Below are 25,922 nucleotides of genomic sequence, written 5' to 3'. Positions count from 1 at the left end.
TGCGGAGCCATGGATGGCGGAGCCGAGCGTACAGGGACGTATTTACAGCGTATTTTGGCCGGCCCTACCCACCGGCCTGTGCACCAAGATCAGCCTACTGAATCATTCAAAGCTTCCTTCAAGAGCTCCAGTAAATGAGCCGGCATCCCGCTGGCAAGCTTCAGAGCCGCCTCATGCCCCCGGGGCGACATCTTGCCCCAGGTCCGGCGCACAATCCGAAGCCACTTTTCCCGGTCATACTCCGGCTTTTCCTCGTAGAACGGCGCAAAATAGCGCTCCAGGAATACCATGCAGGCCACATCCTCCAGCAACTGGGTGTCCGGATCCTGGCGCAGCTCCCGCTTGGTCAGGATGGTCTCCACCCGCAGGCACTCCTCCTCGGGATAACCGCATTCGGCCATGATTTCCGCCGCCCGCCGACCGTGCATGCGACCGCAGGCCTGACGCCACTGGTAGTAATTCTTCCGGCCCTCGCCGAACTCGCTCCGGGGCATGGTCCAGCGTTCGATATGCTGCGCCCGGCAGGCGATCTGCATGCGCTCGGAGGGTTCCGGCTCCAGCTCGAACAGCCACCGGGTCATGTGCTGGCTGTAGGCGAGCTCCCGGGGCAGGCTTTCGCCGCCTACCACTTCCCGGTTCGGGTCAGCACGATTGGCTTCGTCAATCTTGCCCAGGGCACAATCGAGACGGGCGGATACGGTCATCTGTCACTCCATCGTTACTTGAATCAGGGTCAGCGTAGGTGAATACCCTGAAGGGTATATCTCTTATTGGAACTTGTCCCGGGGGTACTCCGTGAATGAATATTGATAATTGACCCGAACATTATCCGGAGCCCCACCATCCCGTGCGACTGACCAATCCGGACATTCCTGCCGAGTGGCAATCTGCTTACCGTGACTTTCAGCGCCAAAGGGAGCGGCTGTTTGCCATCATTGGCTCCTGGCTGTTGCTGGCCATCATGGTTGCGTACCACCTAAGCCACGAGCTTCGGGGCGTCCGGCCGCCTGGGCCGTGGTCGCTCGAGCATCTCTTACGACTGCCGGTTTACGCCAGCATCGGGCTGGCGCTGCTGTCCCACTATACCGGCGTGCCGAACTGGCATCCGAAAGTATTCCTCAGAATGATGTCGACGTCGCTGATGCTGATGATGCTCGGCCTGTTCCTGGTCTATTTCCAGAACAAACCCCAAGACCTGTCCCAGGTCAGCGCGGGCCTGATGATCAGCTTTTTTGGCGTCACCATGATGGCCACCCGGGGGCTGCGGGACTGGCTTTTGCAGTTCCTGCTTCCGCTGGCGCTGTTTGTTCTGGCCGCAGCCATGCTTAGCATTCATCCGGTCCGTCTGATCCCGCACCTGTTTGGCCCGACGGCCATGCTGGCGGTGGGCCTGGTCACCTCCGAAGCCCTGCGCCGGTTGGGTAACCATCAGTTCCTCAATGAACAGGAAGTAAAACAGCTCGCAACCACCGACCAGCTTACCGGACTGCTCAACCGCCATGCCTTCCTGCCCGTGATCCGTCACGAGATGGATCGGGCCCGGCGCAGCGACGAAAGACCCTTCTGCCTGATCATGGGCGATCTGGACAATTTCAAACGGGTTAATGACAGCCACGGCCACGAAGTGGGTGATCTGGTACTACGGGAAACCGCGGTTCGGATGAGCGCCTGCCTGCGCCAGCAAGATGTCCTTTGCCGCTGGGGCGGCGAGGAGCTGCTGGTTCTGCTTCCGGAAACCGGGCCGACCGGTGGCCGGGAAGTGGCCCGCAAGATCCGGGCGGCCATGGCCGATCAACCGATGCAGCTGAACGGCACCCGGATCCGGCAAACCATCAGTCTGGGTGTGGCCTGCTTCGACGGCGAGCGGTCGCCGGAACAGCTGATCACCCGGGCCGACAACGCCTTGTACGGTGCCAAGGCCGCCGGCCGCAACCGGGTCGAAATGGCCCCGGGCAAAGAAACCGGGACCACTCCCGGCTCAGGCCACTCAGGCCTGGGCTGACGGCCGGGCCTTGATACGGTCGTACCAGGCCTGGAGGTTGGTCTGCTCAGGCTTGATGCGGATGTTCACTACCCGGGCAAAGGCCACGGTGGTGAAGGCGTTGATGTCGGCGGCGGTGAACCGGTCGCAGCAGATGTAGTCCTTGCCTTCCAGATGCTTGTTCAGGAAGTGCATGAATTTCTCCACACCCTGGCCGCACTCCTCACCCCATTCCTTGATCGGGTTCATCCGGTCCTTGAAATACCCGGTGGTGTGCTGGAAGCACATGCCAGTGGGCATGAAGAAGTAGAAATCGATCCAGCGCAGCCATTGCTCCAGATGGGCCTTTTCCAGGGGCGTTTCACCAAGCAGCTTCGGCGCATCGGGGTAGGCCTCTTCGAAGTAGCGGCAGATGGCCATGGTCTCGGCAATGCAGGCGCCGTCATCCAGCTCCATCACCGGCACTTTCTTCATCGGATTACGAGCAACGAATTCCGGTGTCAGGTTCTCGCCCTTCTGCAGGTCGATCTCCACGAATTCGGCCTCGTCCAGCAGGCCCTTCTCGGCCATGAACATGCGCACTCGGCGGGGATTCGGGGCAGTTTTTGTTTCAAAGATTTTCATCAGGATCGGCTCCGTTCCGGGTGTTGGATGGATGAACGTGATTGTTGAGAACAGCACAGAGACTGACCGCAAAAAACAGTTGCGTCAAGCAACTGTTAAGTAGCCCCGAACTAACTCCGTGGCAGCCAGGTCCGGATCTGCTCCAGTATCCACCCGGGTTCGTCCAGAGGAAGATCATGCCCGGCGTCGGGATGCAGCCTGAGGGTCCATTGCCAGCGGGATTCCAGGGCTTCGCTACATTTGAAATGCACGATGCGATCCCCCCGACTGGCCAGCAGCAGGGCATCCGGTAATGGTCGATGGGGCGCCGGGGTAAAGCGGGCCGCGGCCCGCAGCTGATTGAAGGCGTTGGCCAGGCTGACCGGCCGCTGGCGCTGGATACTGTACCAGCGTTTGGCCAATGACAGGGGCACCGTCCGGTTGGAGGTCAGGTGCAACAGATCCCGCTCCCGGTCAAACAGCTCCCGCCGCGAGAGCAACCGAAGCACCCGGGGCCAGGCCACCGGCCGCATCCGTTGCCAGGGCGGACTGAACCCGGAACTGGTGTTGATCATCACCAGCTGCTGGATTTCCCCGAGTTCCGCGTTCTGAGCCCAGTCCAGTGCCACCATCCCGCCCATGGAAAGCGCGATGATGCCGATAGGCCGGGGAATGTGGCTCACCTGCCGGCAAACCTGCCGGCGGATACCTTCGATGGTATCGGGGCTGTCCTGCCGGTAATGGATACCGGTCCCCGGGAGGTCAACGGCATGGAACCGGTGCGAAGGAAACGCGGACTGCAACGCCGCCGGGAAATCCCCCCAGTGCGCCTGCTCCCGTGTCAGTCCCCGCAACAGTATCCAGTGCATGTCAGATCGAATCCCGGTACCAATGCATGATCGCCGCTTCCCTCAGCATGGCCTCCTGTTCCCGCTCCGGCAACCAGTTCCGGTGGCTGGCCGCGGCATTGAGCAGAAAGTCGATCCAGGTGAGGTGTGTGCGTAGCACCCGCTTGTGGCGATGGGGCACAAGTGGGTTGAACAGGCCATCGAGCCGGAACAGTTGCCGCGGGCGCTTACGGATCCAGCGCCAGGACCCCATCTCCAGGGTCAGGGGCAGAAACACGCCCGGATTATCCCGGTTAATCTGTTTGTAGAAGTAGTCCCAGAGATCGCCATGGGTCAGGTAATGCCGTGACTGGGGTTCGAATTTGTAATCGTGGTTCGGGTAGGCCTGCTCCCAGATCAGCTTCAGGGCCATCACCGCAGCTATCCGCCGCATGGGTCGCCGCCGGTAGGCGTAGGGAAACCAGATCTGGTCCTGCCACCCAAAGCCACTGTGGCAATCCAGGGCAACACTGAACGATCGTCCCGGCAACAGTTCCCGGATGACGGTTTCCAGGGCCTGATTCTCCACCTCCATGCCCTGCTCGGGATCGCCGATATACCAGGGCAGTCTCCCGGATAATCGCTGCCCGCCCAGCAGGAAGGCGCTGCGGTCCTGGGCGGTGATCGGCGCGTTACGCATCAGGTCCACACCGCTGGGGTTACTGCGCTGATTCAGGTACATCCCGCCGGGGTTGAGAATCGGCAGTACCGTCACGTGAACCCGTTCCAACAGCGCCGCCAGCTGTTCATCCCAGGCCAGCCTTTTCAGCACGCCATCCAGCCAGGCCATGACCACCTGGGAACCGATCCGCTCCAGCCCGTGGACGCCCCCGACCAGCAATACCGCCGGGGCCTCCGGCCGCGGCGAACCGATATCAACCCGGTAGATCGGCAACTGCAGATCGTCCAGGTCGACATGATCAACCACACGGCTCTCCACCTGCGTCGGTGCTTCGGCCAGCATCCGTTCCAGTGCCGTCATCTCAGGCAGGAAGGTTCTCAACTGCTTTCGCTGTCGCTGCCCCCGCTGCGATTGCTCATCGGCAATTGCCGTGTGGGGGGTCAGATCACGCAATTCGGTCATGCACACACCTCCAGCCAACAACCTTTCAAGATAACCACCTGAAGCTACAGAATGTTGACAGTGACGCCATAAATGTGACGGCAAACGCGACGCTTTTTGGCCATTTCCTTGAATCTCGATTCAATTTCCTTATGCTGGGAAGGGAATTCTGTCGAGAAATCTTGTTTTGAAGAACGCAGTAACAGTTCCAGAAACAACCCCTCCCTCCGATCCCGTGCGATCGCAGTTTGGTCATTCCTGTAAGCGCTCTACTGCGTTACCAACCCCAAAGGAGAAGTAACCATGAAGAAGTTTACTTCTGCCGCGCTCCTGTGTGCGGCGGCAATTCCCGGCATCGCCCAGGCCAATGAGTGTGGTGAAGTATCCATCACCGAGATGAACTGGGCGTCCAACACGGTGGTTACCAACGTCGCCAAATTCATCATGGAGCAAGGTTATGGCTGCGACGTCACCATTGTTCCCTCCGATACCGTTCCGGCCGTTACCTCGGTCGCCGAAAACGGTGAGCCGGATATCGTCACCGAGTTATGGCTGAACTCTGCCGGCGAGGCGTACCTGCGCCTGGAGGAACAGGGCAAGATTGAGCGCCTGGCCAAGGTGCTGAAGCCGGGTGGTGTTGAAGGCTGGTGGATCCCCACCTATCTGGCAGAGAAACATCCCGAGCTCAAAACCATCGAGGGTGTAATGGCCAACCCGGAACTGGTGGGCGGTCGTTTCAACAACTGTCCCGATGGCTGGGGCTGCCGCGTGGTCAATGACAACCTGCTTCGCGCCCTGGATCTTGAAGAGTCCGGTATCGAAGTATTCAACCACGGCTCAGGTGAAACCCTGGCCTCTTCCATGGCCTCCGCAGTCCAGAACGAAGAACCCTGGTTCGGTTATTACTGGGGCCCGACCGTGCCACTGGGCAAGTACGACATGACCCGGGTTGACCTCGGCGAAGTCAAGCCGGAAGTGCACCAGAAGAACCAGACGCCTGATGCCGATAACCCCGGTGTCTCGGACTTCCCGGCGGCCACCATCCTGACTTCGGTGACTACGGACTTTCAGGAGCGTGAACCGGAAGTGGCCGAGATGCTCAGCCAGCTGACATTCCAGACCTCAACCATGAGTTCAATCCTGGCCTGGATGGACGCGAATAACGCGTCCGGCGAGGAAGCAGCTGTGTACTATCTGAGCAACAACAGCGACGAGTGGTCCACCTGGCTGAACGACTCGGCCCGGAAAAACCTGGCAGCCATTCTCGATAACTGATCGACCCACCCCGCCCGGGGCGCCCTTTCCGGCCCGTCCCGGGCTCTCTTTGTAATCCAACCGACTCCAGATACCCAGGAGAGGCTGACCCCTGATGGCAACCTACGATTCGTTATTCTCATCACTCGGGCTCGAGGAGTGGTGCTCGCAAGGCCAGAGCGATGCCCCGATGTCTATGGCCGACCTGTTGGCCAAGACCAAGGGCGAAAACACCGAACCGGAATCGATCTGGGACGCGCCGTTCCCCTCGATGGATGCACTCAACGAATCCTGCGCAGCCTTTCCCCAGTCGCGGGAGCTGACGAAAGGGCTGGAGCAGGGGTTTCTGGCCATCAAGGACAGCCTCAGCCTGGTGCTTGACCCACTGACGCAGCCACTGAGCTGGTTCCTGGATGGCGCCCTGTACGCCATGCTCAACACCCCCTGGTGGATCGTCATACCGCTGTTGCTCGCGGTGGTTTACTTGGTCACCAAATCGTGGAAGCTGATGGCGTTCGTTGGCGGCAGCATCGTACTGCTGGCGTTCATCGATCACTATGACTACGCCATGCAGACCCTGGCCATTATCTTCGTTTGCGCCTTCTTGTGCGTCCTGCTTGGCGTGCCGATCGGGATCGCCATGGCCCGGAGCAACACCCTGCAACGGCTCATTATCCCGGTGCTGGACATGCTGCAGACGCTGCCGCCGTTCGTGTACCTGATTCCGCTGATCTTCCTGTTCAGCGTGACCGAGTCCAAGCTTTATGGCATCGCCATTATCCTCTACGCCATTGTCCCGGTTATCCGCCTGACCAACCTGGGGATCCGGCTGGTGGACAAGGATGTGATCGAGGCGGCCGATGCCTTCGGCATGACGCCACGGCAAAAGCTCTACAAGGTGCAGATCCCGCTGGCGTTGCCGAACATCATGGCCGGTGTGAACCAGACCATCATGATGAGCCTTGCCATGGTCGTGATTGCCTCTCTGGTGTCTGCGCCCGGCCTGGGCATCGTCATCCTGGCGGTGATCCTCGACCGGGTCACCAAGGCATCGCTCGCACGCATCAACGCATCCCAGAAGCAGTGAGGACACGCTCGTGGCAAACGACATCAAGATTTCGATCAGAAAACTGTTCAAGATCTTCGGCCCGGATCCCGACGTGGCCCTGGAGTATGTACGCCGGGGCATGAACAAGGCCGACCTGCTGGAACAGCAGAATCATGTCCTCGGCCTGCGGGACATCAATGTGGATATGCGGGACGGTGAAATCACCGTGATCATGGGCTTGTCCGGTTCCGGAAAATCGACGCTGATCCGCCACCTCAACCGCCTGATCGAGCCGACGGCCGGGGAGATCCGGATGGATGGCGAAGACGTGCTCAGCTACAGCGAGGAGCAGCTGCGCAAGCTCAGGCGGGAGCGCATGTCGATGGTGTTCCAGAAGTTCGCCCTGCTCCCCCACAAAACGGTGCTGGAGAATGCCGGTATGGCCAAGGCCATCCGGGGTTACACCACCTCGGATTTCGAGGCTGACGCCCGCAAATGGCTGGCTCGGGTCGGCCTGGAGGGCAACGAGAACCAGTACCCCCACCAGTTGTCTGGCGGCATGCAACAACGGGTCGGAATTGCACGGGCGCTGGTCTCTGACGCTCCGATCATGCTGATGGACGAGGCGTTTTCAGCGCTCGACCCGCTGATCCGCTCGGACATGCAGGACCTGCTGCTGGAACTGCAGGAGGAGCTGCACAAAACCATCGTGTTCATCACCCACGACCTGGACGAGGCACTCAAGCTGGCCGACCACCTGGTCATCCTCAAGGATGGTGAAGTGGTGCAACAGGGCGACCCCCAGGAGATTCTCCTCAATCCGGGCGATCCGTACATCGTTGACTTCATTTCCGACATCAACCGGGCCCGGGTATTGCGGGTGCGTTCGGTCATGAAGCCGGGCACGGAGGCCGAAGACAACTACGCGGGCGACATCTCCGAACGGGACAACCTCGAAACCGTGCTGGAACGCTCCGGTGGCGATACCGAACTGGCATTCCGCGTGGTCCGGGATGGCCAACAGGTCGGATCCCTGCACATGAAGGATCTGACCAAAGCCCTGGTACCGACGGCGGCTGCAACAGAGTCACGCCAACGGGCCTAGCAAAGGGATGGTTACAAACCGCGGGCGAGGGGCTATGATGAAGGCAGTCGCCGCTCACCTGCGGTTAACCGGTCCCGACCAATGCCCAAGGCTTTCCTTCTCCTGCTGACGTTGTTTCTCTCCGCCTGCTCACCGGAAGAGCCATCCCGTTCCCCGACCGAACAGATCCAGTCCACCGCCTTACCCGGCACAGACACCCCGAAGCCGACAAGCCCGATCGTCGTGCTGGCCGCCGATCCCTGGTGCCCCCACAACTGCGTTTCCGGGTCTGCGTCCGAGGGTTACATGGTGGACCTTGCCCGGGAAGCCCTGGGGCTGGCCGGACTCGAGTTAAAGTATGTCAATATGAGCTGGGCGCGGGCACTGGAGCAGGCCGAAGCCGGCTATATCGATGGCGTCATCGGTGCGTTCACGTCAGACGCTCCGGGCTTCATCTTCCCGGAAGAGTCCCTGGGCATCTCCCATATCGAACTGTACACCCAGCCCGCACAGGACTGGCAATACCGGGGCATTGATTCGCTGCAGAACCAGACTCTGGTTGCCCTCAACGGCTACTCCTATTCCCCCGAACTGGATGACTACATCCAGCGTAACCGCGACAACCAGAAACGGGTATGGATTCTCTCGGGGCCGGCGCCCCTGGAGCGCGCCATCAAACTGATTCTGGAGGACCGTTCCGATGTTCTCCCGGAAGACCGGGACGTCATGGCATGGACGCTCAAGCACCAGCTGCCGGGTGTCCAACTGCGCATGGCGGGCGCCCTTTACGATACGCCGGTTTACATCGCTTTTTCCCCCGCCAGCCCCCGCTCGGCAGAACTGGCCGACGCGCTCAGCCGTGGTATCCGGGAGCTCCGGGCATCAGGCCGCCTGACGGAGATCCTTGCAAGCTATGGCGTGCCTGCGGTGGACTGAAACGCGGTAACGGTTGCACCGGAGGGTGTACTCAGCCGAAGTTGCCCCTCGCGCCCGATCTGTACCCGGGAAACCTCACCGAGTATCTCCAGGAAGCGGGCCTCCTGATTCATCAGTGCCGCTGCGCAGGCCATCCGGGTTGAGGCAATGGCACCGATCCCGATACCTTCGCCGGTCAGCCGGTAGCTTCCGCTATAGCGGTTGCAGGATCCGCGCCCCGCTACCCGGTTGTCCGGGAGGAACCGGATGGTAACCCGGGAACTGTCGATAATACCGGCCCCGGCAATGTCCTCCACCACCCACTCCGCACCCCGGAGCAACCGCTGGGGATCACCGCCGCAGCCGTTGTAGGTTTGACCGTTCACCGTCAGCCGGGTCTGGGCCGGATACTGGGCGCCGGACATGCTGTCCTGGCATAGCTGGCGGGCCACCGTAAGGCGGACATTGAGATCGTCGCCTCTGGCCAGGAATTCCCGGCCATGGCGGTCAGCCACTACCTTTTCCACTTCCAGCCGCTTCACGCCATCCTTTTCGAAAGGGCGCTCAAGTCGGAGTTCAGTACCGGAAACCACGGCTCGCCAGAACGGCTCATTGCCCCTGGCCTCGAACGGCATCTCCACCGCCCCGGGCACCAGGCACTCCGGGTAGGTTTCGCCCCGGATGGTCAACGTTGCCCGCTCACCCTTGCTCCAGAACCGGGTCTGATCCTCACCCGGCGCCACGTACAGGGCACCGGAGGCGCTCTTGGCGGGCTTGAGCAGCAACCGACGATCCAGGAAATCGATTCCCAGCAAATCCTGGTCTTCCCCGGGGGTGACCCGGATTTCCATCTGGCCACAGTGATAGACCGATTGCGGCTCCGGTCCGGCCCCGGACGGCCCGCTGGCGGCACAGCCCCCGAGCAGTCCGGCGATGATCAGAACAGCTGTCCCTGTGCGGTATCGTACAAACATGATCTCTCCGTTGATCCCGATGACAAGAAGGGTATTGTAAGCCGGTCGCACCGGCACCGCCATGACGCAGGTCTGCTGGCCGAGCTCCGGATTCGGCGGTATGGTAGTTGACCTGATTCATACCTCTGAGGTTGCTGCCATGACCGTCCGGCTCTACCAGTTCGCCATTTCCCATTACAGCGAGAAGGCCCGCTGGGCCCTGGACTACAAAGGTATCCGCTACCAGCCAGTGAGCCTGCTGCCCGGCCAGCACGTCAAGACCATCCGAGCGCTCACCGGCAAGGCCTCCTCGGTCCCGGTCCTGGACCACGATGGCGAGATCATCCAGGGCTCTTCCGCAATCATCGACTACCTGGACGAGACCTTTCCGGAGCACCCGCTGACGCCGTCCGATCCGGCTATACGGCAGCAGGCCCTCGCCTGGGAACAACGCCTGGATGACGAGGCTGGCCCGGCAGTACGTTGCTGGGCCTATCATTACCTGTTGCAGCGCCCCAAGCTGGCAGTTCCCATGCTGGCCTCCGGCACGCCCTTCTATAACCGTATTCTGCTGAGTCTCGCCTTCAGCCGGGTCGATGAGATCATGCGTGACTGGATGAAGATCAACCAGAAAACGGCGGATGCCTCACAGCTGGTTCTGGAAACCCTGCTCACCGAACTGGCAGATACCTACCAGCGCCAGCCTTACCTGGCCGGCGACCATTTCTCCCGCGCCGACCTCGCCGCCGGCGCCCTGTTCGCGCCGCTGTTCCAGCCACCGCAATACCCGGTGCCCTGGCCAAAGCGGCAGCGGCTGCTGCCGGACATGAGAAACACGCTCGACAAATGGCAGGAACAGATCGAGCCACTGGCCCGCCTGTACCGGGAACACCGCCAGCGCTAATCCGGAAACTGGCGTAAAACGTCAATGGGCCTGACGCAAACCGACAATGCAATCCTGCCCGCCTGTGCCAATATAGAGGCCAGGTAATGACTGGATCGGGGCAGGTTATGGCTTTGATGGACATGATGCAGGCCGTGTTCGAAGACAGCGGCCTGATGGCACTCTGGCAGCAGGTTGCGCCCTGGCTGGCCCTGGATGAGCGCCAGCTGATCTTCGTGTTTGCCACGCCGGTCTTCATCGCGGTGACTGTCTGGGAATACCTGAAAATCCGCCACGATACCCGGCTGATGGATGCCCGGGAAGCGGTTCGCAACTTTGCGCTCGGTGCCGGTTACCAGCTCACCGAGCTGTTGTTTGCCGGTGTGATTGCCTTCCCGGTTTACGCCCTGTGCTATCACTACCGGCTTTTCGATCTTGAACTCAACTGGTTCACCGGCTTTTTGACTTTCCTTGGCGTGGATTTCTGCTTTTACTGGATGCACCGGGCCAGCCACCGGATGCGCTGGTTCTGGGCCGCCCATGTGGTGCATCACTCCTCCGAGCGGATGAACTTCTCAACCGCCATGCGCCAGAATGCCACCAACATCTTCAACGGCATGTGGATCTTCTACCTGCCCCTGGCCCTGATTGGCTTCAATCCGGTCTGGATCGGGGTCGCCTATGCTTTTTCCCTGGTGTACCAGTTCTTTATCCACACTACCCTGGTGGGCCGGCTGCCCGGCTGGATCGAACGGGTGTTCAATACCCCCAGCCATCACCGGGTCCACCACGGCCGCAACCCCGGCTACATTGACCGCAATTATGGCGGCACCCTGATTGTCTGGGACCGGCTGTTCGGAACCTTTGTTGACGAGGACGCCAAGGAACCGCCCGACTATGGCATCACCCGGCCGGTGCCCTCGAACAACCTGCTGGCACTCTGGACCCACGAGTACGTGGACCTGTTCCGGGACATGGCGCGCCCCGGCGGCATCTGGTCACGGCTGAGCCACCTTTGGCATGCCCCGGAATGGCAACGGCCGGATGCCTCCCTGGAGTCCCGAGAGATCCGGGACTGACCCCGGACAGGCTTGGCCTGTTGTCCACGTCGAGTGATCCGGGTTCGAATACGTCTCCGGCCTGTGGCATGATCCTGTCCCAGTACTACCGCACTGAACTGAACGCCGAGGACCCATGGCTGCACCTATTAATGCGTATTCCCGCCGGCACCGGACCTGGCGGAGATTCCGTACCGGCCTGGCGGGGCTGTTATTGGCAACACTTGCCGTATCCACCAGTGCCGAGATGCTGACCGCAGCGGTCGCCGCGAACTTCACCGGCACCATGGAAAAGCTGATACCCGTGTTCGAGCAGAATACCGGCCACCAGATCCGGGCCAGCTACGGCTCAACGGGTAAGCTCTATGCCCAGATTCGCCAGGGCGCCCCCTTCGACGTATTTCTGGCAGCGGACCGGGAACGCCCGGAATTGCTGGAAAAGCAGGAACTGGGGGTCGCCGGTAGCCGCTTCACTTACGCCCGTGGTCGATTGGTGCTCTGGAGCCGGTCCGAAGACGCCTTCCAGGACCCCGAGGCCTATCTCGCCGCCAGCACGGGCCCCCGCCTGGCCATTGGCAACCCCCGCACGGCACCCTATGGCGTCGCTGCCATGGAAGTGCTCGACGCCCTGGATCTGAAAGACACGGTCCTGCCGCGCCTGGTCCGCGGTGATTCCATCGCCCAGACCTTCCAGTTCGTGGCCACCGGCAATGCCGAGGCGGGCTTTGTCGCCCTCGCCCAGCTTCGGGCCTGGGACGGCGCGAGCGGTGCCAACTGGGTGGTCCCGGCCTCACTACACCAGCCCATCGACCAGCAGGCCATCCTCCTGGCCCGCAGCAAGTTCCCGGAAGCCGCCAGGGCCTGGCTGGAATTTCTCGGCAGCGAAGAAGCGCGGGCAATCATCGAAAAAGACGGCTACGATACCGGTGACACGCCGGAGCCCTGACCCCGGCTGACAAAGGCTACGGAGATTTCATGGGCCCGGAATGGCAGGCCGTCTGGCTGACACTGAAACTGGCAGGCATCACCACACTACTGTTACTGATCATCGGCACCCCTCTGGCCTGGTGGCTGGCCCGCAGCCAGCACTGGTCGCGGCAACCGGTATCCGCCCTCATCGCCCTGCCCCTGGTGTTGCCGCCCACCGTGCTGGGCTTTTACCTGCTCATCGTGATGGGGCCCGATGGCCTGGTGGGACGACTGACCGAACAGCTTGGCCTTGGCCTGCTGCCGTTTACCTTCGAGGGCCTGGTGGTTGCCTCGATCATCTACTCCCTGCCCTTTACCGTGCAACCGCTGCAGAACAGCTTCATGACCATTGACCAGCGCTTGCTGGAAGTGGCCGCCACGCTCCGGGCGTCGCCACGGGACCGTTTCTTCACTGTGGTCCTGCCGCTGGCGCGCCCAGGCTTCCTGAGCGCGGCGGTGCTGACCTTTGCCCATACCGTGGGTGAATTCGGCGTGGTGCTGATGATCGGGGGCAATATTCCGGGTGAAACCAAGGTGTTGTCAGTGGCCATCTATGATCACGTCGAGGCCCTGGATTATGGTTCGGCTCACTGGTTGGCCGCCGGCATGTTGGCGTTTTCCTTTATCGTCCTGTTGAGCCTGTACAGTCTCAACGGCCGCCTTCAGCCCGGGGTGATGAAATGACCGTTTCCCGGGGAGTACAGGCTCGTTTCCGGTGCAGTTTCGGGCCGTTCCGGCTCGACGTCGACCTCGATCTGCCGGGCAGTGGCGTCACCGCGCTGTTCGGGCACTCAGGCTGCGGCAAGACCACCCTGCTGCGGTGCATCGCCGGGCTCCAGCCCGCCGAGGGCGCCCTGGCCGTCAACGGTGAAACCTGGCAGGACGGTTCCCGGAGCCTGCCGGTGCACCAGCGCTCCCTGGCCTATGTGTTCCAGGAAACCAGCCTGTTCCCGCACCTGAGCGTGCGCCGGAACCTCAATTACGGCTTCCGTCGCATTCCGGAGGCCCGGCGCCAGGTAGGCTTCGACCAAGCGGTGAGCTGGCTTGGGCTTGACCACCTGCTGGACCGCATGCCCGAGCGCCTGTCCGGCGGTGAACGCCAGCGGGTTGCCATTGCCCGGGCGCTGCTGACCAGTCCGGACCTGCTATTGATGGACGAGCCGCTCTCGGCCCTGGATGCGCGCAGCAAGCAGGACATCATGCCCTACCTGGAAACCCTCAGGGATTCCCTGGCCATTCCAATTCTCTATGTGTCCCACTCCACTGCGGAGGTCGCCCGGCTTGCCGATCACATCGTGATGATGGATAACGGCCAGGTGGTTGCCGAGGGACCGTTGCAACAGACCCTCGCCCGCACCGACCAGCCGTTCGGCCTCGAGGAGGACGCCGGCGTGATCATGGATGCCGTCATCGGCCAGCGGGATGAGCAATGGCATCTATGCCGGGCAGATTTCGACGGTGGCCACCTGTGGTTGCGCGATGACGACACACTCGCCACCGGCCAACGGATCCGCGTGCAGGTACTGGCAAGGGACATCAGTATTGCCCTCAGCCAGCTCACCGAACAGAGCACCCAGAACCTGGTGCCGGCCACCATCGATGAAATTGCCGCGGACCTGAGCCCGGGCACGTCAATGGTCCGGCTCATGGCGGGCAATACCCCCTTCCTGGCCCGACTCACCAGCCGGTCGGTTCACACCCTGTCACTGCAACCCGGCCAGCGGGTCTGGATGCAGGTGAAGTCGGTTGCCATCGTCGACTGACACCCCGGGCACGAGCTATGGCCTCTTTGGCCGCAGCCGGTAACAACCCCAGCGTTTAACCTGTAAGCACTGAATCCATCCGAAGCCCACCGACAGGAGACGTCATGAACCGGGTCCACCATCGCGTGCAAAGAGGCACTATCACGCTCCATGCCGTCACCGAGGGCGACCCCGGCAACGAAGCCCTGGTACTGGTTCATGGCTACCCGGACAATCACCACGTCTGGGACCGGGTCGTCGAGCAACTGGTTCCGGATTTTTACCTGGTGCGCTATGACGTCCGGGGCGCCGGACTTTCCGACAAACCCGGCAAGACCCGGGACTACCGGCTCCAGCAACTGGCGGGGGATCTTGAGGCCGTTGTCGATCAGCTGCTGCCCGGCCGCACCTTTCACCTGGCGGCTCACGACTGGGGGTCGATCCAGAGTTGGGAATCGGTGACGGCCGGACCGCTCATGGATCGGATCCGCTCCTACTCCTCGATCTCCGGCCCCTGCCTGGATCATGTCGGCTACTGGCTGAGGGAGCAGGCGACGCACCTGCGGGGCGGGGGCACTGCCAGAGTGCTCCGGCAACTGGCCAGTTCCTGGTATGTGTTCCTGTTCCAGTTACCGGTGGTGCCCGAAACCCTCTGGCGGCTAGGACTGGATCGGGTCTGGCCGGGCATTCTGCAGAAATACGAAGGCATTGCCGATGCCCGCTTCAGCGAACTGCAGCAGGGTGATGGCATGTTCGGCGTCAAACTCTATCGTGCCAATTTCCTGCCCCGGCTGTGGCGCCCGGCACTGCGCCACGCCCGGTGCCCGGTGCAGCTGATCATTCCCAAAGGGGATAACTATGTGGGGGAGCAACTGTTTGACCAGCAGGTGCGGTGGACAGGAAAGCTGACAAGGAAGGAAGTGGACGCGCCGCACTGGGCGCCACTGACTGCGCCCGGCCCGGTGGCGGACGCAATCAGGGAATTCGCAGTGAGCCAGGCAGGTTAACGGGTGCCGTACACCACCATGGTCTTGCCCTTGACCCGCACCAGGCCCTGATCCTCCAGAGTCTTGAGCACCCGGCCGACCATTTCCCGGGAGCAGCCGACGATCCGGCCGATCTCCTGGCGGGTGATCTTGATCTGCATGCCATCGGGGTGGGTCATGGCATCCGGCTCCTTGCACAGGTCCAGCAGGGTGCGCGCGACCCGGCCGGTGACATCCAGGAACGCCAGGTCGCCCACTTTGCGGGTGGTCTGACGCAGGCGGGAGGCCATCTGTTCGCCGATGAAGTACAACACCCTCGGATCCTGCTGGGCGATCTCGCGGAACTTGGTGTAGCTGATCTCGGCCACTTCGCACTCGGTCTTGGCCTTCACCCAGGCACTGCGGGAATCCATGTTGTCGAACAGGCCCATCTCACCGAAGAAATCCCCGGCATTCAGGTACGCCATGATCATTTCGCGGCCGTCGTCATCCTCGATGATCACGGTGACGGAACCCTTGACGATGTAGAACAGGGAATCGCTCTTGTCACCGGCGTAGATGATGGTGCTCTTGGCGGGGTAGCGACGGCGGTGGCACTGGGACAGGAAATAGTCCAGGTGCTTGGTTTTCTGCTCAACCGGCTTGACGATAGTAGCCATAGTGCGAGTCATGCCTCCTCAGATACTGGCGGGTCCCGATGGTTATTCTTCACCCGGCTTTCCCTGCGGGTTCGTTAATTTTTCTTCAAAAACACGCCAACTTATAACAAGAAGGCCAATGGCGGGCAACCGGAAAGAGCGCACTCCTTGACCTCGATACCGTTTTCGGCGGCTGCCCGGGGATTCCGACTGTGCTAGCATCCGGCCTTATCACATCCAGTTCTGACCAACGGAGACCATCACGACATGAAAGCAACCATCGACTGGACCGGCAATGCCAGCTTCAGGGCTACCAGTGGCAGCGGCCACAGCGTACAGATTGATGGTCCCCCCGACCATGGCGGCGAGAACCTGGGCCCCCGCCCCATGGAGATGCTGCTGATGGGACTGGGCGGGTGTTCCGCGTTTGATGTGATGAGTATCCTCAAGAAGAGTCGCCAGGATGTGACGGCCTGTCATGCGGAACTCGAGGCAGAACGTGCCGACGCCGTGCCGGCGGTGTTCACCAGAATCCATCTGCACTTTGTGGTGACCGGGCACAACCTCAAGGAAAAACAGGTCCAGCGGGCTGTGAGCCTGTCAGCGGAGAAGTACTGTTCCGCTTCGATCATGCTGGAAAAGGCCGGAGTGGAGATCACCCACAGCCACGAAATCCGCGAAGCGGAGTAAGGCCTGTCCAGCCAGCCGGAACCGGCGGCAATTACGGATGCTAAAATGTCATTGCAGATACTATTCAACGTCACTCGCGGTGTGCATAATACGCGCCTTCTCCGCCGGTCTGCGCAAAAGGTGAACAATGAGTCACCCGGTCAGTAGTCGGTGGCGGCCTCGGCAGGGCTGACACTTCAAGATAGTGCCCTGCAGTCATTCATCTCCAATGTCCGGAGGGGCTGAGCATGGAAACCAAACTCCAGCTGCACGGTTTCAACAACCTGACCAAATCCCTGAGCTTCAACATCTACGACATCTGTTACGCGCAGACCGAAGAACAACGCGAAGCCTATATTGATTACATCGACGAGATGTACAACGCTGAGCGTCTGACCCAGATCCTGACCGATGTGGTCAAGATCATCGGCGCCAACATCCTGAATATCGCCCGCCAGGACTACGAGCCCCACGGGGCGTCCGTCACCATGCTCATTGCCGAGCATGAGCTTACCGATGGCGAAGCCAACAACGAGGAATCCCCGGGCCCGCTGCCGGACACCATCGTAGCGCATCTGGACAAGAGCCACGTGACCGTGCACACCTACCCGGAGAGCCATCCCCACGATGGCGTCAGTACCTTCCGGGCGGATATCGACGTGTCCACCTGCGGCCTGATTTCGCCGCTGAAGGTGCTGAACTACCTGATCCACAGCTTCGATTCCGACGTGGTCACCGTGGACTATCGCGTGCGCGGCTTCACCCGGGACGTGGACGGCACCAAGCACTACATCGATCACGACATCAACTCGATCCAGAACTACCTGACCGAGGATACCCAGAACGCGTATCAGATGATCGATGTAAACGTGTACCAGGAGAACCTCTTCCACACCAAGATGATGCTGAAGAACTTCAACCTGGATAACTACGTGTTCGGCGTCAATGCCAGTGACCTGGATCCGGCCGAAGCCCAGTCCATCGAGGATCGCCTGCGGCGGGAAATGCTGGAAATTTTCTATTCCCGGAACGTGGAATAATCCCTCCGGCGGTGGTCTTTCCGGGCCGCCGCCGCTTCTTCAGTTTTTTTGATCTGCCCCGCCAGAATTCTGCGTTTTCATCTCTTCGGACTCCCGTGTCTAATACAGACATATGTGAACGCAAGGAGGACGAGATGACGCTTCGCTCCGTTAAACAGACCATTCCCGCACTGGAAACCTCTGATGGTGCCGGTGTCCGCATCAAGCGCTCCCTGGGCCAACACCAGTCGGTGCGGATGGATCCGTTCCTGATGCTGGATGAATTCGGCTCCGCCGAGGCGGCCGACTACATTGCCGGTTTTCCTTCCCACCCCCACCGTGGCTTCGAGACGGTCACCTACATGATCGAGGGCCATATGCTCCATGAGGATCACCTGGGGAACCAGGGGGATCTGCGCAATGGAGGTGTCCAGTGGATGACCGCAGGCAGGGGCATCATCCATTCGGAAATGCCCCAGCAGGAACAGGGCGTGATGCGGGGCTTCCAGCTCTGGCTGAACCTGCCGGCGGCAGAAAAGATGACCGATGCCGGTTACCGGGACATCCAGCCCGAGGACATTCCCGAGATCCCCATCACTGGCGCTCGAGTCAAACTGATTGCCGGAGAGCTGACCCTGGACGGTACCCGCCATCAGGGTGCGGTGACCGGTGGCAGCACCGAGCCGCTGTACGCCGACATTCACCTGGACGCAGAAGGTCAGGTAACGCTTCCGGTAGCCGCGGGCCACAACGCCATGCTGTACCTGTACGAAGGGGAAGCCCGCCTTGGCGATCAGGCCCTGCGGCGCAGTGCCGCCAGCGTGCTTGGTGAGGGTGACCGGATTACCGTCACTGCCGGGGCCAGCGGCGCCCGCCTGCTGCTGATCGCCGGCAAGCCCATTGGTGAACCGATCGTGCAGTATGGTCCGTTCGTGATGAACACCCGCGAGGAAATCGAGCAGGCACTGAGGGACTACCGGGACGGCAGGCTGACCGCCTGAGGCTTCAGCCGTAGGTGCGTCGGCTCATCAGGCGCTGGACCATGGGCCGAAGCACCAGGTCCATGGCCAGCGCCATCTTCGGTCCCGGCACCACCAGGGTATCGTGGCGAGACACGCTGCTGCCGGCGATCAGTTGCAGCAGCTGGGTGAATTTCACTTCCGAGGGATCCCGGAACCGGATCACCACCATGCTCTCGTCCTCGGTGGGCACATCCCGGACCACGAACGGATTGGAGGTGTCTACCAATGGCACCCGCTGGAAGTTGATGTGGGTATGGGAGAACTGGGGCACGATATCGTGGACGTAGTCGTCCATGCGATTGATGATGGTCTGGACCACCGCCTCCTGGCTGTATCCCCGTTTGTGGGTATCCCGATGGATCTTCTGGATCCACTCCAGATTCACGATGGGGACCACCCCGATCAACAGGTCCACATACTGGGCGATGTTGTAGTTGTCGCTCACCACCCCGCCGTGTAACCCCTCGTAGAACAGCAGGTCGGTGTCTGCCGGCACCGGCCCCCAGGGCGTAAACGTCCCGGCCTTGTGGCCGGCGGCAATCAGGCTGTGGTCCTCGTCATGGACATACCGGCGGTAACGGCCATTACCAGTGTGGCCATAGTCGTAGAACAGCGCCTCGAGCTTGTCGATATGATTGGCGGCCAGGGCAAAGTGGTTGCGCTCACCGAACTGGCCTTTCGCGGCCAGCCGCGCCATCTGCTCCCGGTTGTAGCGATGGAAGCTGTCACCACTGACCATGGCCGGGCGCAGCCCCTCACTGGCGAACATCCGGCTGAAGATCTGTCCGGTGGTCGTGGTGCCGGCACCGCTGGAGCCGGTCACGGCAATGATCGGATGACGCTTTGACATGGGCTCCGCCTGTTCCGGTTTACAGAAGGCTGTCGAGGGAACGGGGCTTCTCCACCACGAATCCCTGGGCGTAATCCACGCCCAATTGCCTCAGCATATCCAGAACCTCGCGGGATTCAACCCGGGAGGCGATCACCTCCCGCTTCATGTAGTGCGCCATCTCCACCATGGACCTCACCATGGCCCGGTCCGTCTCGCTGGTGGTGAGCTGGCTGGTGAAGGCACTGTCGATCTTGATCAGGTCCACCGGCAGGGAGCGCATGAAATTGAACGAGCTGGGGCCACTGCCAAAATTGCCCAGGCAGAACCGGCAGCCCAGTTCCTTCATCTCGCGGATGAACTCCGCCACCGCGTCGATATCGTTGATGGCGGACGCCTCGGTGAGCTCGAACCAGATGCGCTCGATAGGTGCGTCCTTCTGGCTCAGCTTCTCGTAGATGAATTCCAGCAGGGACTGGTCATTCAGACTGAAACCGGACAGGTTGATACACACACCACCGAGGTGGCGGGGATCCGGCTGTCGCTCCCGCAGCCAGTCGAGCATTTGCCCGACCACCCAGCGATCCACCGCCTGCATGCGGTCATAACGCTCGGCCATGCGGACGAAATCCCGACCCGTGATCAGGGTGCCGGCGTCGTCATACATGCTGATCAGGATTTCATACTGGGGCGACATGGAGGTCCGGCCGTGCAGAGGAATGATCTTCTGGCACCGCAGCAGCATGCGCTCCTCGTTCAGGTCTCCGAGGCTGGCGACCTTGGCGGCGATCTGTTCCTGACGGGACTGATCATGCTCGTCCGGCACGTATTCCACCGCCTGGCCATGGCCCTGCTGTTTGGCCGCAGCCAGTGCCTGTTCCGACGCCCGCAGCCAGCGCTCGGCGTTCACCAGGCCCGGCAGGGTCGGGACGATACCGGCACTGGCAGACAACCGGTAGCTGCGACCACTGAAACTGAACTCGGCGGCCTCGATCGCCTTGATCAGGTTGCCGGCGGTTTCCCGGGCATCCTCTCCCGGCACCAGCATCGCAAACTCGTTGCCGGCCAGGCGAGCCACCGGCATGCCGTCGCCCACATGGCTGCACAGAAGATCGGCCGCCTGCTTCAGGGCATCGTCCCCGGCCTGGTAACCGGCGGTATCATTGAGAATCCGGAAGCGCCGGAGATCCAGCCGCACCAATGTCCGCTCGTCTTCCCGCCGGGCCAGTTGCTGGTCCAGCATGCGCTCGAATTCCCGCCGCCCCAGCAGACCGGTCAGCTCGTCGTGGGTGGACGCCCAGGACAGCTGATCATAGACCTTGCGCACCATGCGATCGATACTCTCATCCACCAGCGGGCGTTCGTACTGGTTATCCGGCACGATGATGCCCTTGCGCATCTGCCGGGCCAGCGCCTCCAGCTCCAGTTCCACCACCCGCATCCCCTGGTGGTTCACAAACACGAAGCGACTGAAGCCCCGGGCAACCCAGACCAGCCGGATGTACTGGGGCTTGTCGGGATTCTCCTGATCCCGCAACCAGTCTCCGGTCCGCAGTTGCTGGGCACGGTTGATCCAGCGCTGGAGACTGCGCTGCTCACGGTCTGAAAGTTCCCGCTGCTCCTCTTCGGCCGTGCGGGCCGGCGGTACTTCTACCAGCTCCGGCTGCTGATCAGGGCGGCGCACCAGGAACTGCTTGAGTTCATTGCGGATCTGGGACGAGGGCATGTGGTTGCTGGAAATCGACGCCAGGCCATCCTGGATCACCCTGAGCAACTCCGGCAGATTGATGCTGCTGCCCGGATCGTCGGCAAAGGCCAACAGCGAATCGATCACCGCCAGGTAATCCTGCCACAACTGGCTGTCCGGACCCTGGCGGATCCAGGTCAGCGACAGCAGGTCCCGCCAGCCGCCGTCAAGCAGGCTCAGGACCGCCTTCGGTACCTTGCGGCCCGCCAACCGCTGGTTGAGAACCTCGGCCACCGCCTTCTTGGATTCCGCCACTTTCTGGGCACCTTCGGCAGCGGCGGTGACCCGCTCGACGTTGCGACGGTAAACCAGGTTCTGACGGTCGATCAGGGTATCGAGCTCCCGGACGGTCTGCTCGAAGACTCCGGTGTCCTGCTCGAAGTCGGTGTTGATCTTCCGGATCAGTTCATCCACCCGGCGCTGCACCACCGGATTCACCCGGCCACCTTTAACACCAAGCTGGGCGAGGCGGTTCATGACACCGCGCACCGGGCTATCCTGATCATCGAAGAAGGCCGGATCACGCATGACCACCTTGAGGACCGGCACCTCCAGCTGCCGGAGCCGGCTCTGGGCATAGTCACTGAGCTTGGGGCTCTCCACTACACTGCGGAAGAAGCGGTCGACCACATCCAGGGTCTCCTGCTGTTCCTCGTTCAACCGGTGGTCGCCACTCTCGCGAACCCGCTCCACCACCCGTTGCTTCAGGGGCAGATCCTCCGCCACGGCTTCCCGGGCCTGGAGCTGAAGCTGCTGCAGCTCTCGCTGTAATTCACCCGCTGACAACGGCTGGGCATTGGGAGGGAACGGCATGGGTTCGGCATCACCGCCCGCAAGCCGGCTTGCGGACAGGGTGGAAATCAGGTTGCGAACCGTGGCGAAGGCAGTCTGGGCCGCCTGGGAATAGCCGCGGAACTCCTGGCCGGCGCGCCCGGCGTAAGCCCCGCTCCGGCTGGTCGCCGGTTCCCGGATAGGCTGTACCCGGTTGCTGTCCGGTTTTGGTTCCTCGGTGCGCACTTCCGGCTGTTTCGCTTTTCTGGGTTCTGCTTTGGTGACGGTCTTCTCGCTGAGGTACTTGCTCAGGTCCAGGTCCGGCAACACCCCGTGGCGGATGAGGATGTTGTTGAGCTCCTCATACAGCGGACCCAGCTGTTGCAACACCGTCTGCTCGAACACCTTGAGACTGACCTTCTCCACGTCCCGGGACAGCTTCAGTTGGCTGAGGCCGGCATGGAAGGCCTCGCACACCAGTGCCGGCCCCAGTGGATTGTGATGTCCGGTGGCATTGGCGATGCCCAGCTTGTCCAGGCGCAGCTTCAACTGCAGCAGGTCCCCGCGGTATTGGGTATCGGCCTTGGTCACCATCACCCGGATGGTCAGCCAGTCCTCGAATTCGCCCTTGTCTACGATGGAGAGTTCCGAGCCCGGGAAACCCTTGGGGGCCGGCTTCAGCGGCGATTCCAGGCTTCTCGACATGTGGTGCCAGATCACCCGCTGCCGGGCCTGAATCTGGCCCGAGGCATCCATGAATTCGTTGGCCATCTGGTCATTGGCGGCTTTCTGGGCGGCCTGTTTCAGGCCTGCAACCATCTGGACGAAGCAGGCATCCATGAGCGGTTCGATGAACTGGGTGACGGCCCTGGCACACTGGTGCAGGACAAACTGGATGCGGTCATTGGGCGCTTGCAGGGAGGAGCGTTCCTGATGCCGGGAGCCACCGCACTGGGCAATCATGGCGTCGAGCGCCTCAGGATTGGAGCGCGTGAAGTTCACCCCCATGGCACCATCAATGCGGCGCACGATGCTGACGTGCAGCTCATGGGCACGCAGGCCATCGGCACTCCGGAAACGCACGATCAGTTCCGGCTTTGAACCACGGGCGAGGATCTGGTCCAGCTTTCGGGAGGTGTCGCCGGAATAGCGGACAAACAGACCTTCAGCACAAAAGTCCGCAATCTGGCAAGGCCAGGATTCACCGGCGCCCAGATCGATCTGGGCAGCCAGCTTGATGGGTTGGCGGGGACTTCTACGACGTTCTCTTGATTCCATGAACAACCTGATTTTTCGTACCACCAGCCGACCCTGGAGCAACCCGAGCCCGGTTTGGGTCCCTGAAACGGTGGATAAAGCCACCGGCTACTATGGGCATTATGGCTGTAATATAGTGGCGGGATCCCGAATGGAAACCGGCCAGAGTATAACACCCAGATCCATGAAACAGCTTAGTCAGATCTATCTTCTTTTGCTACTGATAACCGGCCTGACCGGATGTACGACCATTGGCTACTACACCCAGGCAATTACCGGTCACTTCGGCCTGATGACCCGTGCCGAACCGGTGCCGAAGGTTATCGGTAACGCAGAAACACCGGCCGATATCCGGGATAAACTGGCATTGGCACTTGAGGCAAGGCAGTTTGCCCGTGAGCAACTGGCGTTGCCAGTGGGGGATGCCTTTTTGGAATACGTGCAGCTGGAGCGCCCCTGGGTGGTGGTGAATCTGGTGGCGGTCCCTGAATTCTCCCTGGAACCGCACCGCTGGTGCTACCCGTTTGTCGGGTGCCAGGCCTACCGGGGTTATTTCAGCCTGGAGGATGCCAGAGAGGAGCAGACACGGTTCCGGGCGGACGGTTATGACACCTTCATCGGAGGTGTCACCGCCTACTCCACCCTGGGCTGGTTCGACGATCCCCTGCACAGCGGATTTACCCGCCTCAGTGAGGATCGCATGGTCGCCCTGATGTTCCACGAACTGGCCCACCGGGTGGTCTACATTGCCGAGGACACCACCTTCAACGAAAGCTTTGCCACCGCGATGGAACTGGAGGGGCTCCGGCTGTGGCTGAGCCAGCGGGGCGAGGCGGACCGGTTCGAGCAGGCCCTGGCCCGACTGGAACGCCGGAACCAGACCCTGGCGCTGGTTCGCGAAGCCACCGGCAGTCTGGAGAGACTCTACAGGCAGGCGGACACCCTGGTTCCGGACAACCTGCGGACACGAAAGCAGGAAATCCTCACGCGGCTTGCTGACGATTACGCAGAACTGTCAGACACCTGGTCCGAGCCCGGTCCATTCGGCCCGGCCCCGGTCACCCTCAACAACGCCAACCTGGCCCTGTTCCGGCAGTACAACCAGTTCGTACCCGGCTTCCGCCAGCTGCTATCAGACCATGATCACGACTTCCCGGCCTTCTACCAGGCGGTGGAAGAGCTGGGTCAGCGTCCGCCGGATCAGCGCACAGCCGCCCTGGAGCGGCTGTCACAGAGGTTTGCAGAAAACCTTTGAATTGCGTTGGCTGTTATAGGCCGCCAGCTTGGGGCCCGGCAGCGATTGGACACTGGAAGGCAGGAATCCTCGCTCCCGGAACCAGTGTTCGGTCTGGGTCGTGAGGACAAACAGTTTCTGGATACCCTGGCCCCGGGCCAGTTTCTCGATCATCGCCAGCAACTCATCCCCCCGGCCGGCCCGGCGATAGGAGGGATCGACCGCAAAGCAGGACAACTCCCCGGCGCCTTCCTCAGGATAGGGATACAGGGCGGCGCAACCGACAATGGTTCCGTCCCGCTCTACCACCACGAAACGGTCAATCTCCGTTTCCAGCATTTCCCGGGAGCGCCGCACCAGGATCCCCTGCTCTTCCAGGGGCTGGATCAGTTCGAGGATACCACCGAGGTCTTCCACCCTGGCCTGACGAATCTTCTCGTAATTGTCACCACTGACCAGGGTGCCGGAACCATCCAGGGTGAACAGTTCACCAAGTAGCGCCCCGTCTTCCTCGTAACTGATGATGTGGGCCCGGCGCACGCCTTTGACGCAGGCATCGCATGCAGCCTTCAGCAGATCCGCATCGTGTCCGGTAACCGTCCCTGCCGCCAGGCGCTCCGAGGCCTGCCGGACCGACAGCTCCCGGATCAGGCTGCCATCCTCCTCCAGCAATCCCTGATCGTCGATGAATACCATCAGCTTCTCGGCCTGCACCGCGGCCGCAACCTGGCTGCCGACATCCTCATAGGACAGGTTGAAGCTATCCCCCGTGGGTGAATAGCCCATGGGCGGCAGGATCACGATATGCCCCAGCTCCAGAAGTTTCTCGATACCACTGGCATCGATCCGCCGGACCCGGCCGGTGTAACCGAAGTCGACACCGTCAAGCACGCCCACGGGGCGGGCGGTGACGAAATTGCCGCTGCTGACCCGGATGCGGGCATTGTGCATGGGTGAATTGACCAGCCCCATGGACAACTGGCTCTCGAGATAGGCACGTAGACCACCAATGGCCTCCATGACCATCGGCAGATGCTGTTCGGGGGTGATCCGCAGCCCCCGGTCAAACCGGGACTCGGCGCCGGCACTGTCCAGGCGGGCCTGGATCTGTGGTCGGGCGCCAAAAGCAACCACCAGGCGCACACCCAGGCTGCTCAGCAAGGCAATATCATGGATGATATTGATAAAGTTGCCGTGTTCAATGGCATCGCCCGGAATGGTCAGCACCACGGTCCGGCCGCGATGGGCGTTGATATAGGGCGATGAGTGGCGGAAACCGTGCAACCATTCGTTCGATTTCAATTCCGCTT

General features: G+C 61.5%; 24 protein-coding genes. 15 read left to right on the top strand and 9 right to left on the bottom strand.

The genetic code is table 11. The annotated features are described in order from the left end of the window. Nucleotides 1-89: 89 nt before the first annotated feature. The gene (locus tag DET50_RS02590; RefSeq protein ID WP_113861327.1) at nucleotides 90-704 is read right to left on the bottom strand and encodes a DUF4202 domain-containing protein; all 615 of its coding nucleotides are present in this window, start codon (nucleotides 702-704) and stop codon (nucleotides 90-92) included. Nucleotides 705-847: 143 nt separating this feature from the next. Here DET50_RS02590 and DET50_RS02585 point away from each other — a divergent pair, with 143 nt between their 5' ends. Further along, nucleotides 848-2,002, top strand: coding sequence for a GGDEF domain-containing protein (locus tag DET50_RS02585; RefSeq protein WP_113861326.1), 1,155 nt, complete (start codon nucleotides 848-850; stop codon nucleotides 2,000-2,002). Here the strand turns inward: DET50_RS02585 and DET50_RS02580 are convergent. The 3 genes from DET50_RS02580 to DET50_RS02570 all read right to left on the bottom strand — a co-directional run bounded on the left by DET50_RS02580 (nucleotide 1,988) and on the right by DET50_RS02570 (nucleotide 4,555). After that, complete coding sequence (locus DET50_RS02580; protein ID WP_113861325.1) at nucleotides 1,988-2,605, bottom strand: glutathione S-transferase family protein; 618 nt, start codon at nucleotides 2,603-2,605, stop codon at nucleotides 1,988-1,990. The genes DET50_RS02585 and DET50_RS02580 overlap by 15 nt on opposite strands. Before the next feature lie 110 nt (nucleotides 2,606-2,715). Then, a complete protein-coding gene (locus tag DET50_RS02575; protein ID WP_113861324.1) occupies nucleotides 2,716-3,453 on the bottom strand; it encodes an alpha/beta fold hydrolase in 738 nt (245 codons plus the stop codon). A 1-nt stretch (nucleotide 3,454) separates the two neighbouring features. Further along, the gene (locus DET50_RS02570; protein ID WP_113861323.1) at nucleotides 3,455-4,555 is read right to left on the bottom strand and encodes a M14 family zinc carboxypeptidase; all 1,101 of its coding nucleotides are present in this window, start codon (nucleotides 4,553-4,555) and stop codon (nucleotides 3,455-3,457) included. A 282-nt stretch (nucleotides 4,556-4,837) separates the two neighbouring features. Here DET50_RS02570 and DET50_RS02565 point away from each other — a divergent pair, with 282 nt between their 5' ends. The 4 genes from DET50_RS02565 to DET50_RS02550 all read left to right on the top strand — a co-directional run bounded on the left by DET50_RS02565 (nucleotide 4,838) and on the right by DET50_RS02550 (nucleotide 8,856). Further along, a complete protein-coding gene (locus DET50_RS02565) occupies nucleotides 4,838-5,809 on the top strand; it encodes an ABC transporter substrate-binding protein (protein ID WP_113861322.1) in 972 nt (323 codons plus the stop codon). 94 nt (nucleotides 5,810-5,903) lie between these two features. Further along, entirely contained in the window at nucleotides 5,904-6,875 is a 972-nt protein-coding gene (locus DET50_RS02560; RefSeq protein WP_113861321.1) for an ABC transporter permease, read from the top strand. Between the two features lie 10 nt (nucleotides 6,876-6,885). After that, complete coding sequence (locus tag DET50_RS02555; RefSeq protein WP_113861320.1) at nucleotides 6,886-7,941, top strand: quaternary amine ABC transporter ATP-binding protein; 1,056 nt, start codon at nucleotides 6,886-6,888, stop codon at nucleotides 7,939-7,941. 81 nt (nucleotides 7,942-8,022) lie between these two features. Beyond that, complete coding sequence (locus DET50_RS02550; RefSeq protein ID WP_113861319.1) at nucleotides 8,023-8,856, top strand: substrate-binding periplasmic protein; 834 nt, start codon at nucleotides 8,023-8,025, stop codon at nucleotides 8,854-8,856. On the opposite strand, the gene DET50_RS02545 is transcribed toward DET50_RS02550, so the two are convergent. Then, nucleotides 8,832-9,809: an META domain-containing protein gene (locus DET50_RS02545; protein ID WP_113861571.1), complete on the bottom strand. Its 978-nt coding sequence runs from the start codon at nucleotides 9,807-9,809 to the stop codon at nucleotides 8,832-8,834. The two genes, DET50_RS02550 and DET50_RS02545, sit on opposite strands and share 25 nt — an antisense overlap. 100 nt (nucleotides 9,810-9,909) lie before the next feature. Here DET50_RS02545 and DET50_RS02540 point away from each other — a divergent pair, with 100 nt between their 5' ends. The 6 genes from DET50_RS02540 to DET50_RS02515 all read left to right on the top strand — a co-directional run bounded on the left by DET50_RS02540 (nucleotide 9,910) and on the right by DET50_RS02515 (nucleotide 15,447). After that, the gene (locus tag DET50_RS02540; protein ID WP_258546033.1) at nucleotides 9,910-10,692 is read left to right on the top strand and encodes a glutathione S-transferase family protein; all 783 of its coding nucleotides are present in this window, start codon (nucleotides 9,910-9,912) and stop codon (nucleotides 10,690-10,692) included. A 107-nt stretch (nucleotides 10,693-10,799) separates the two neighbouring features. Continuing rightward, complete coding sequence (locus DET50_RS02535) at nucleotides 10,800-11,750, top strand: sterol desaturase family protein (RefSeq protein WP_113861318.1); 951 nt, start codon at nucleotides 10,800-10,802, stop codon at nucleotides 11,748-11,750. Nucleotides 11,751-11,865: 115 nt separating this feature from the next. Continuing rightward, entirely contained in the window at nucleotides 11,866-12,675 is an 810-nt protein-coding gene (modA, locus tag DET50_RS02530) for a molybdate ABC transporter substrate-binding protein (RefSeq protein WP_181799910.1), read from the top strand. 29 nt (nucleotides 12,676-12,704) lie between these two features. After that, nucleotides 12,705-13,382: a molybdate ABC transporter permease subunit gene (modB, locus tag DET50_RS02525; protein ID WP_113861317.1), complete on the top strand. Its 678-nt coding sequence runs from the start codon at nucleotides 12,705-12,707 to the stop codon at nucleotides 13,380-13,382. Then, nucleotides 13,379-14,461: a molybdenum ABC transporter ATP-binding protein gene (gene modC, locus DET50_RS02520; protein WP_113861316.1), complete on the top strand. Its 1,083-nt coding sequence runs from the start codon at nucleotides 13,379-13,381 to the stop codon at nucleotides 14,459-14,461. Before modB ends, modC begins: the two co-directional genes overlap by 4 nt. Nucleotides 14,462-14,565: 104 nt before the next feature. Next, nucleotides 14,566-15,447: an alpha/beta fold hydrolase gene (locus DET50_RS02515; RefSeq protein WP_113861315.1), complete on the top strand. Its 882-nt coding sequence runs from the start codon at nucleotides 14,566-14,568 to the stop codon at nucleotides 15,445-15,447. On the opposite strand, the gene crp is transcribed toward DET50_RS02515, so the two are convergent. Next, the gene (gene crp, locus DET50_RS02510; RefSeq protein ID WP_007153756.1) at nucleotides 15,444-16,085 is read right to left on the bottom strand and encodes a cAMP-activated global transcriptional regulator CRP; all 642 of its coding nucleotides are present in this window, start codon (nucleotides 16,083-16,085) and stop codon (nucleotides 15,444-15,446) included. The two genes, DET50_RS02515 and crp, sit on opposite strands and share 4 nt — an antisense overlap. Before the next feature lie 246 nt (nucleotides 16,086-16,331). On the opposite strand from crp, the gene DET50_RS02505 reads away from it, so the two are divergent. The 3 genes from DET50_RS02505 to DET50_RS02495 all read left to right on the top strand — a co-directional run bounded on the left by DET50_RS02505 (nucleotide 16,332) and on the right by DET50_RS02495 (nucleotide 18,753). After that, nucleotides 16,332-16,754, top strand: a complete 423-nt coding sequence (locus DET50_RS02505; protein WP_092003434.1) for an OsmC family protein — start codon at nucleotides 16,332-16,334, stop codon at nucleotides 16,752-16,754. Between the two features lie 227 nt (nucleotides 16,755-16,981). Next, nucleotides 16,982-17,773 carry an adenosylmethionine decarboxylase gene (gene speD / locus DET50_RS02500; protein ID WP_092003430.1) on the top strand — a complete coding sequence of 264 codons (792 nt, stop codon included), beginning with the start codon at nucleotides 16,982-16,984 and terminating at the stop codon, nucleotides 17,771-17,773. A gap of 134 nt (nucleotides 17,774-17,907) precedes the next feature. Continuing rightward, the gene (locus tag DET50_RS02495) at nucleotides 17,908-18,753 is read left to right on the top strand and encodes a pirin family protein (RefSeq protein ID WP_113861314.1); all 846 of its coding nucleotides are present in this window, start codon (nucleotides 17,908-17,910) and stop codon (nucleotides 18,751-18,753) included. Between the two features lie 4 nt (nucleotides 18,754-18,757). Here DET50_RS02495 and DET50_RS02490 read toward each other — a convergent pair whose 3' ends face one another. Together DET50_RS02490 and DET50_RS02485 are read right to left on the bottom strand one after the other, a co-directional pair. Continuing rightward, nucleotides 18,758-19,624: a phosphoribulokinase gene (locus DET50_RS02490; protein WP_113861313.1), complete on the bottom strand. Its 867-nt coding sequence runs from the start codon at nucleotides 19,622-19,624 to the stop codon at nucleotides 18,758-18,760. 19 nt (nucleotides 19,625-19,643) lie between these two features. Beyond that, on the bottom strand, nucleotides 19,644-23,399 hold the full coding sequence (locus tag DET50_RS02485) for a DUF1631 family protein (protein WP_113861568.1): 3,756 nt from the start codon (nucleotides 23,397-23,399) through the stop codon (nucleotides 19,644-19,646). Nucleotides 23,400-23,562: 163 nt separating this feature from the next. Between DET50_RS02485 and DET50_RS02480 the strand changes: the two genes are divergently transcribed. Then, complete coding sequence (locus DET50_RS02480; RefSeq protein WP_113861312.1) at nucleotides 23,563-24,633, top strand: aminopeptidase; 1,071 nt, start codon at nucleotides 23,563-23,565, stop codon at nucleotides 24,631-24,633. Here the strand turns inward: DET50_RS02480 and argA are convergent. Further along, complete coding sequence (gene argA / locus DET50_RS02475) at nucleotides 24,607-25,914, bottom strand: amino-acid N-acetyltransferase (protein ID WP_113861311.1); 1,308 nt, start codon at nucleotides 25,912-25,914, stop codon at nucleotides 24,607-24,609. The two genes, DET50_RS02480 and argA, sit on opposite strands and share 27 nt — an antisense overlap. Nucleotides 25,915-25,922: the final 8 nt, after the last annotated feature.

This window comes from Marinobacter pelagius (assembly GCF_003315345.1).
Classification (GTDB): Bacteria; Pseudomonadota; Gammaproteobacteria; order Pseudomonadales; family Oleiphilaceae; genus Marinobacter; species Marinobacter pelagius_A.
The sequence above is the reverse complement of the archived record's forward strand: the minus strand, read 5'-3'. Positions and strand labels throughout refer to the sequence as shown.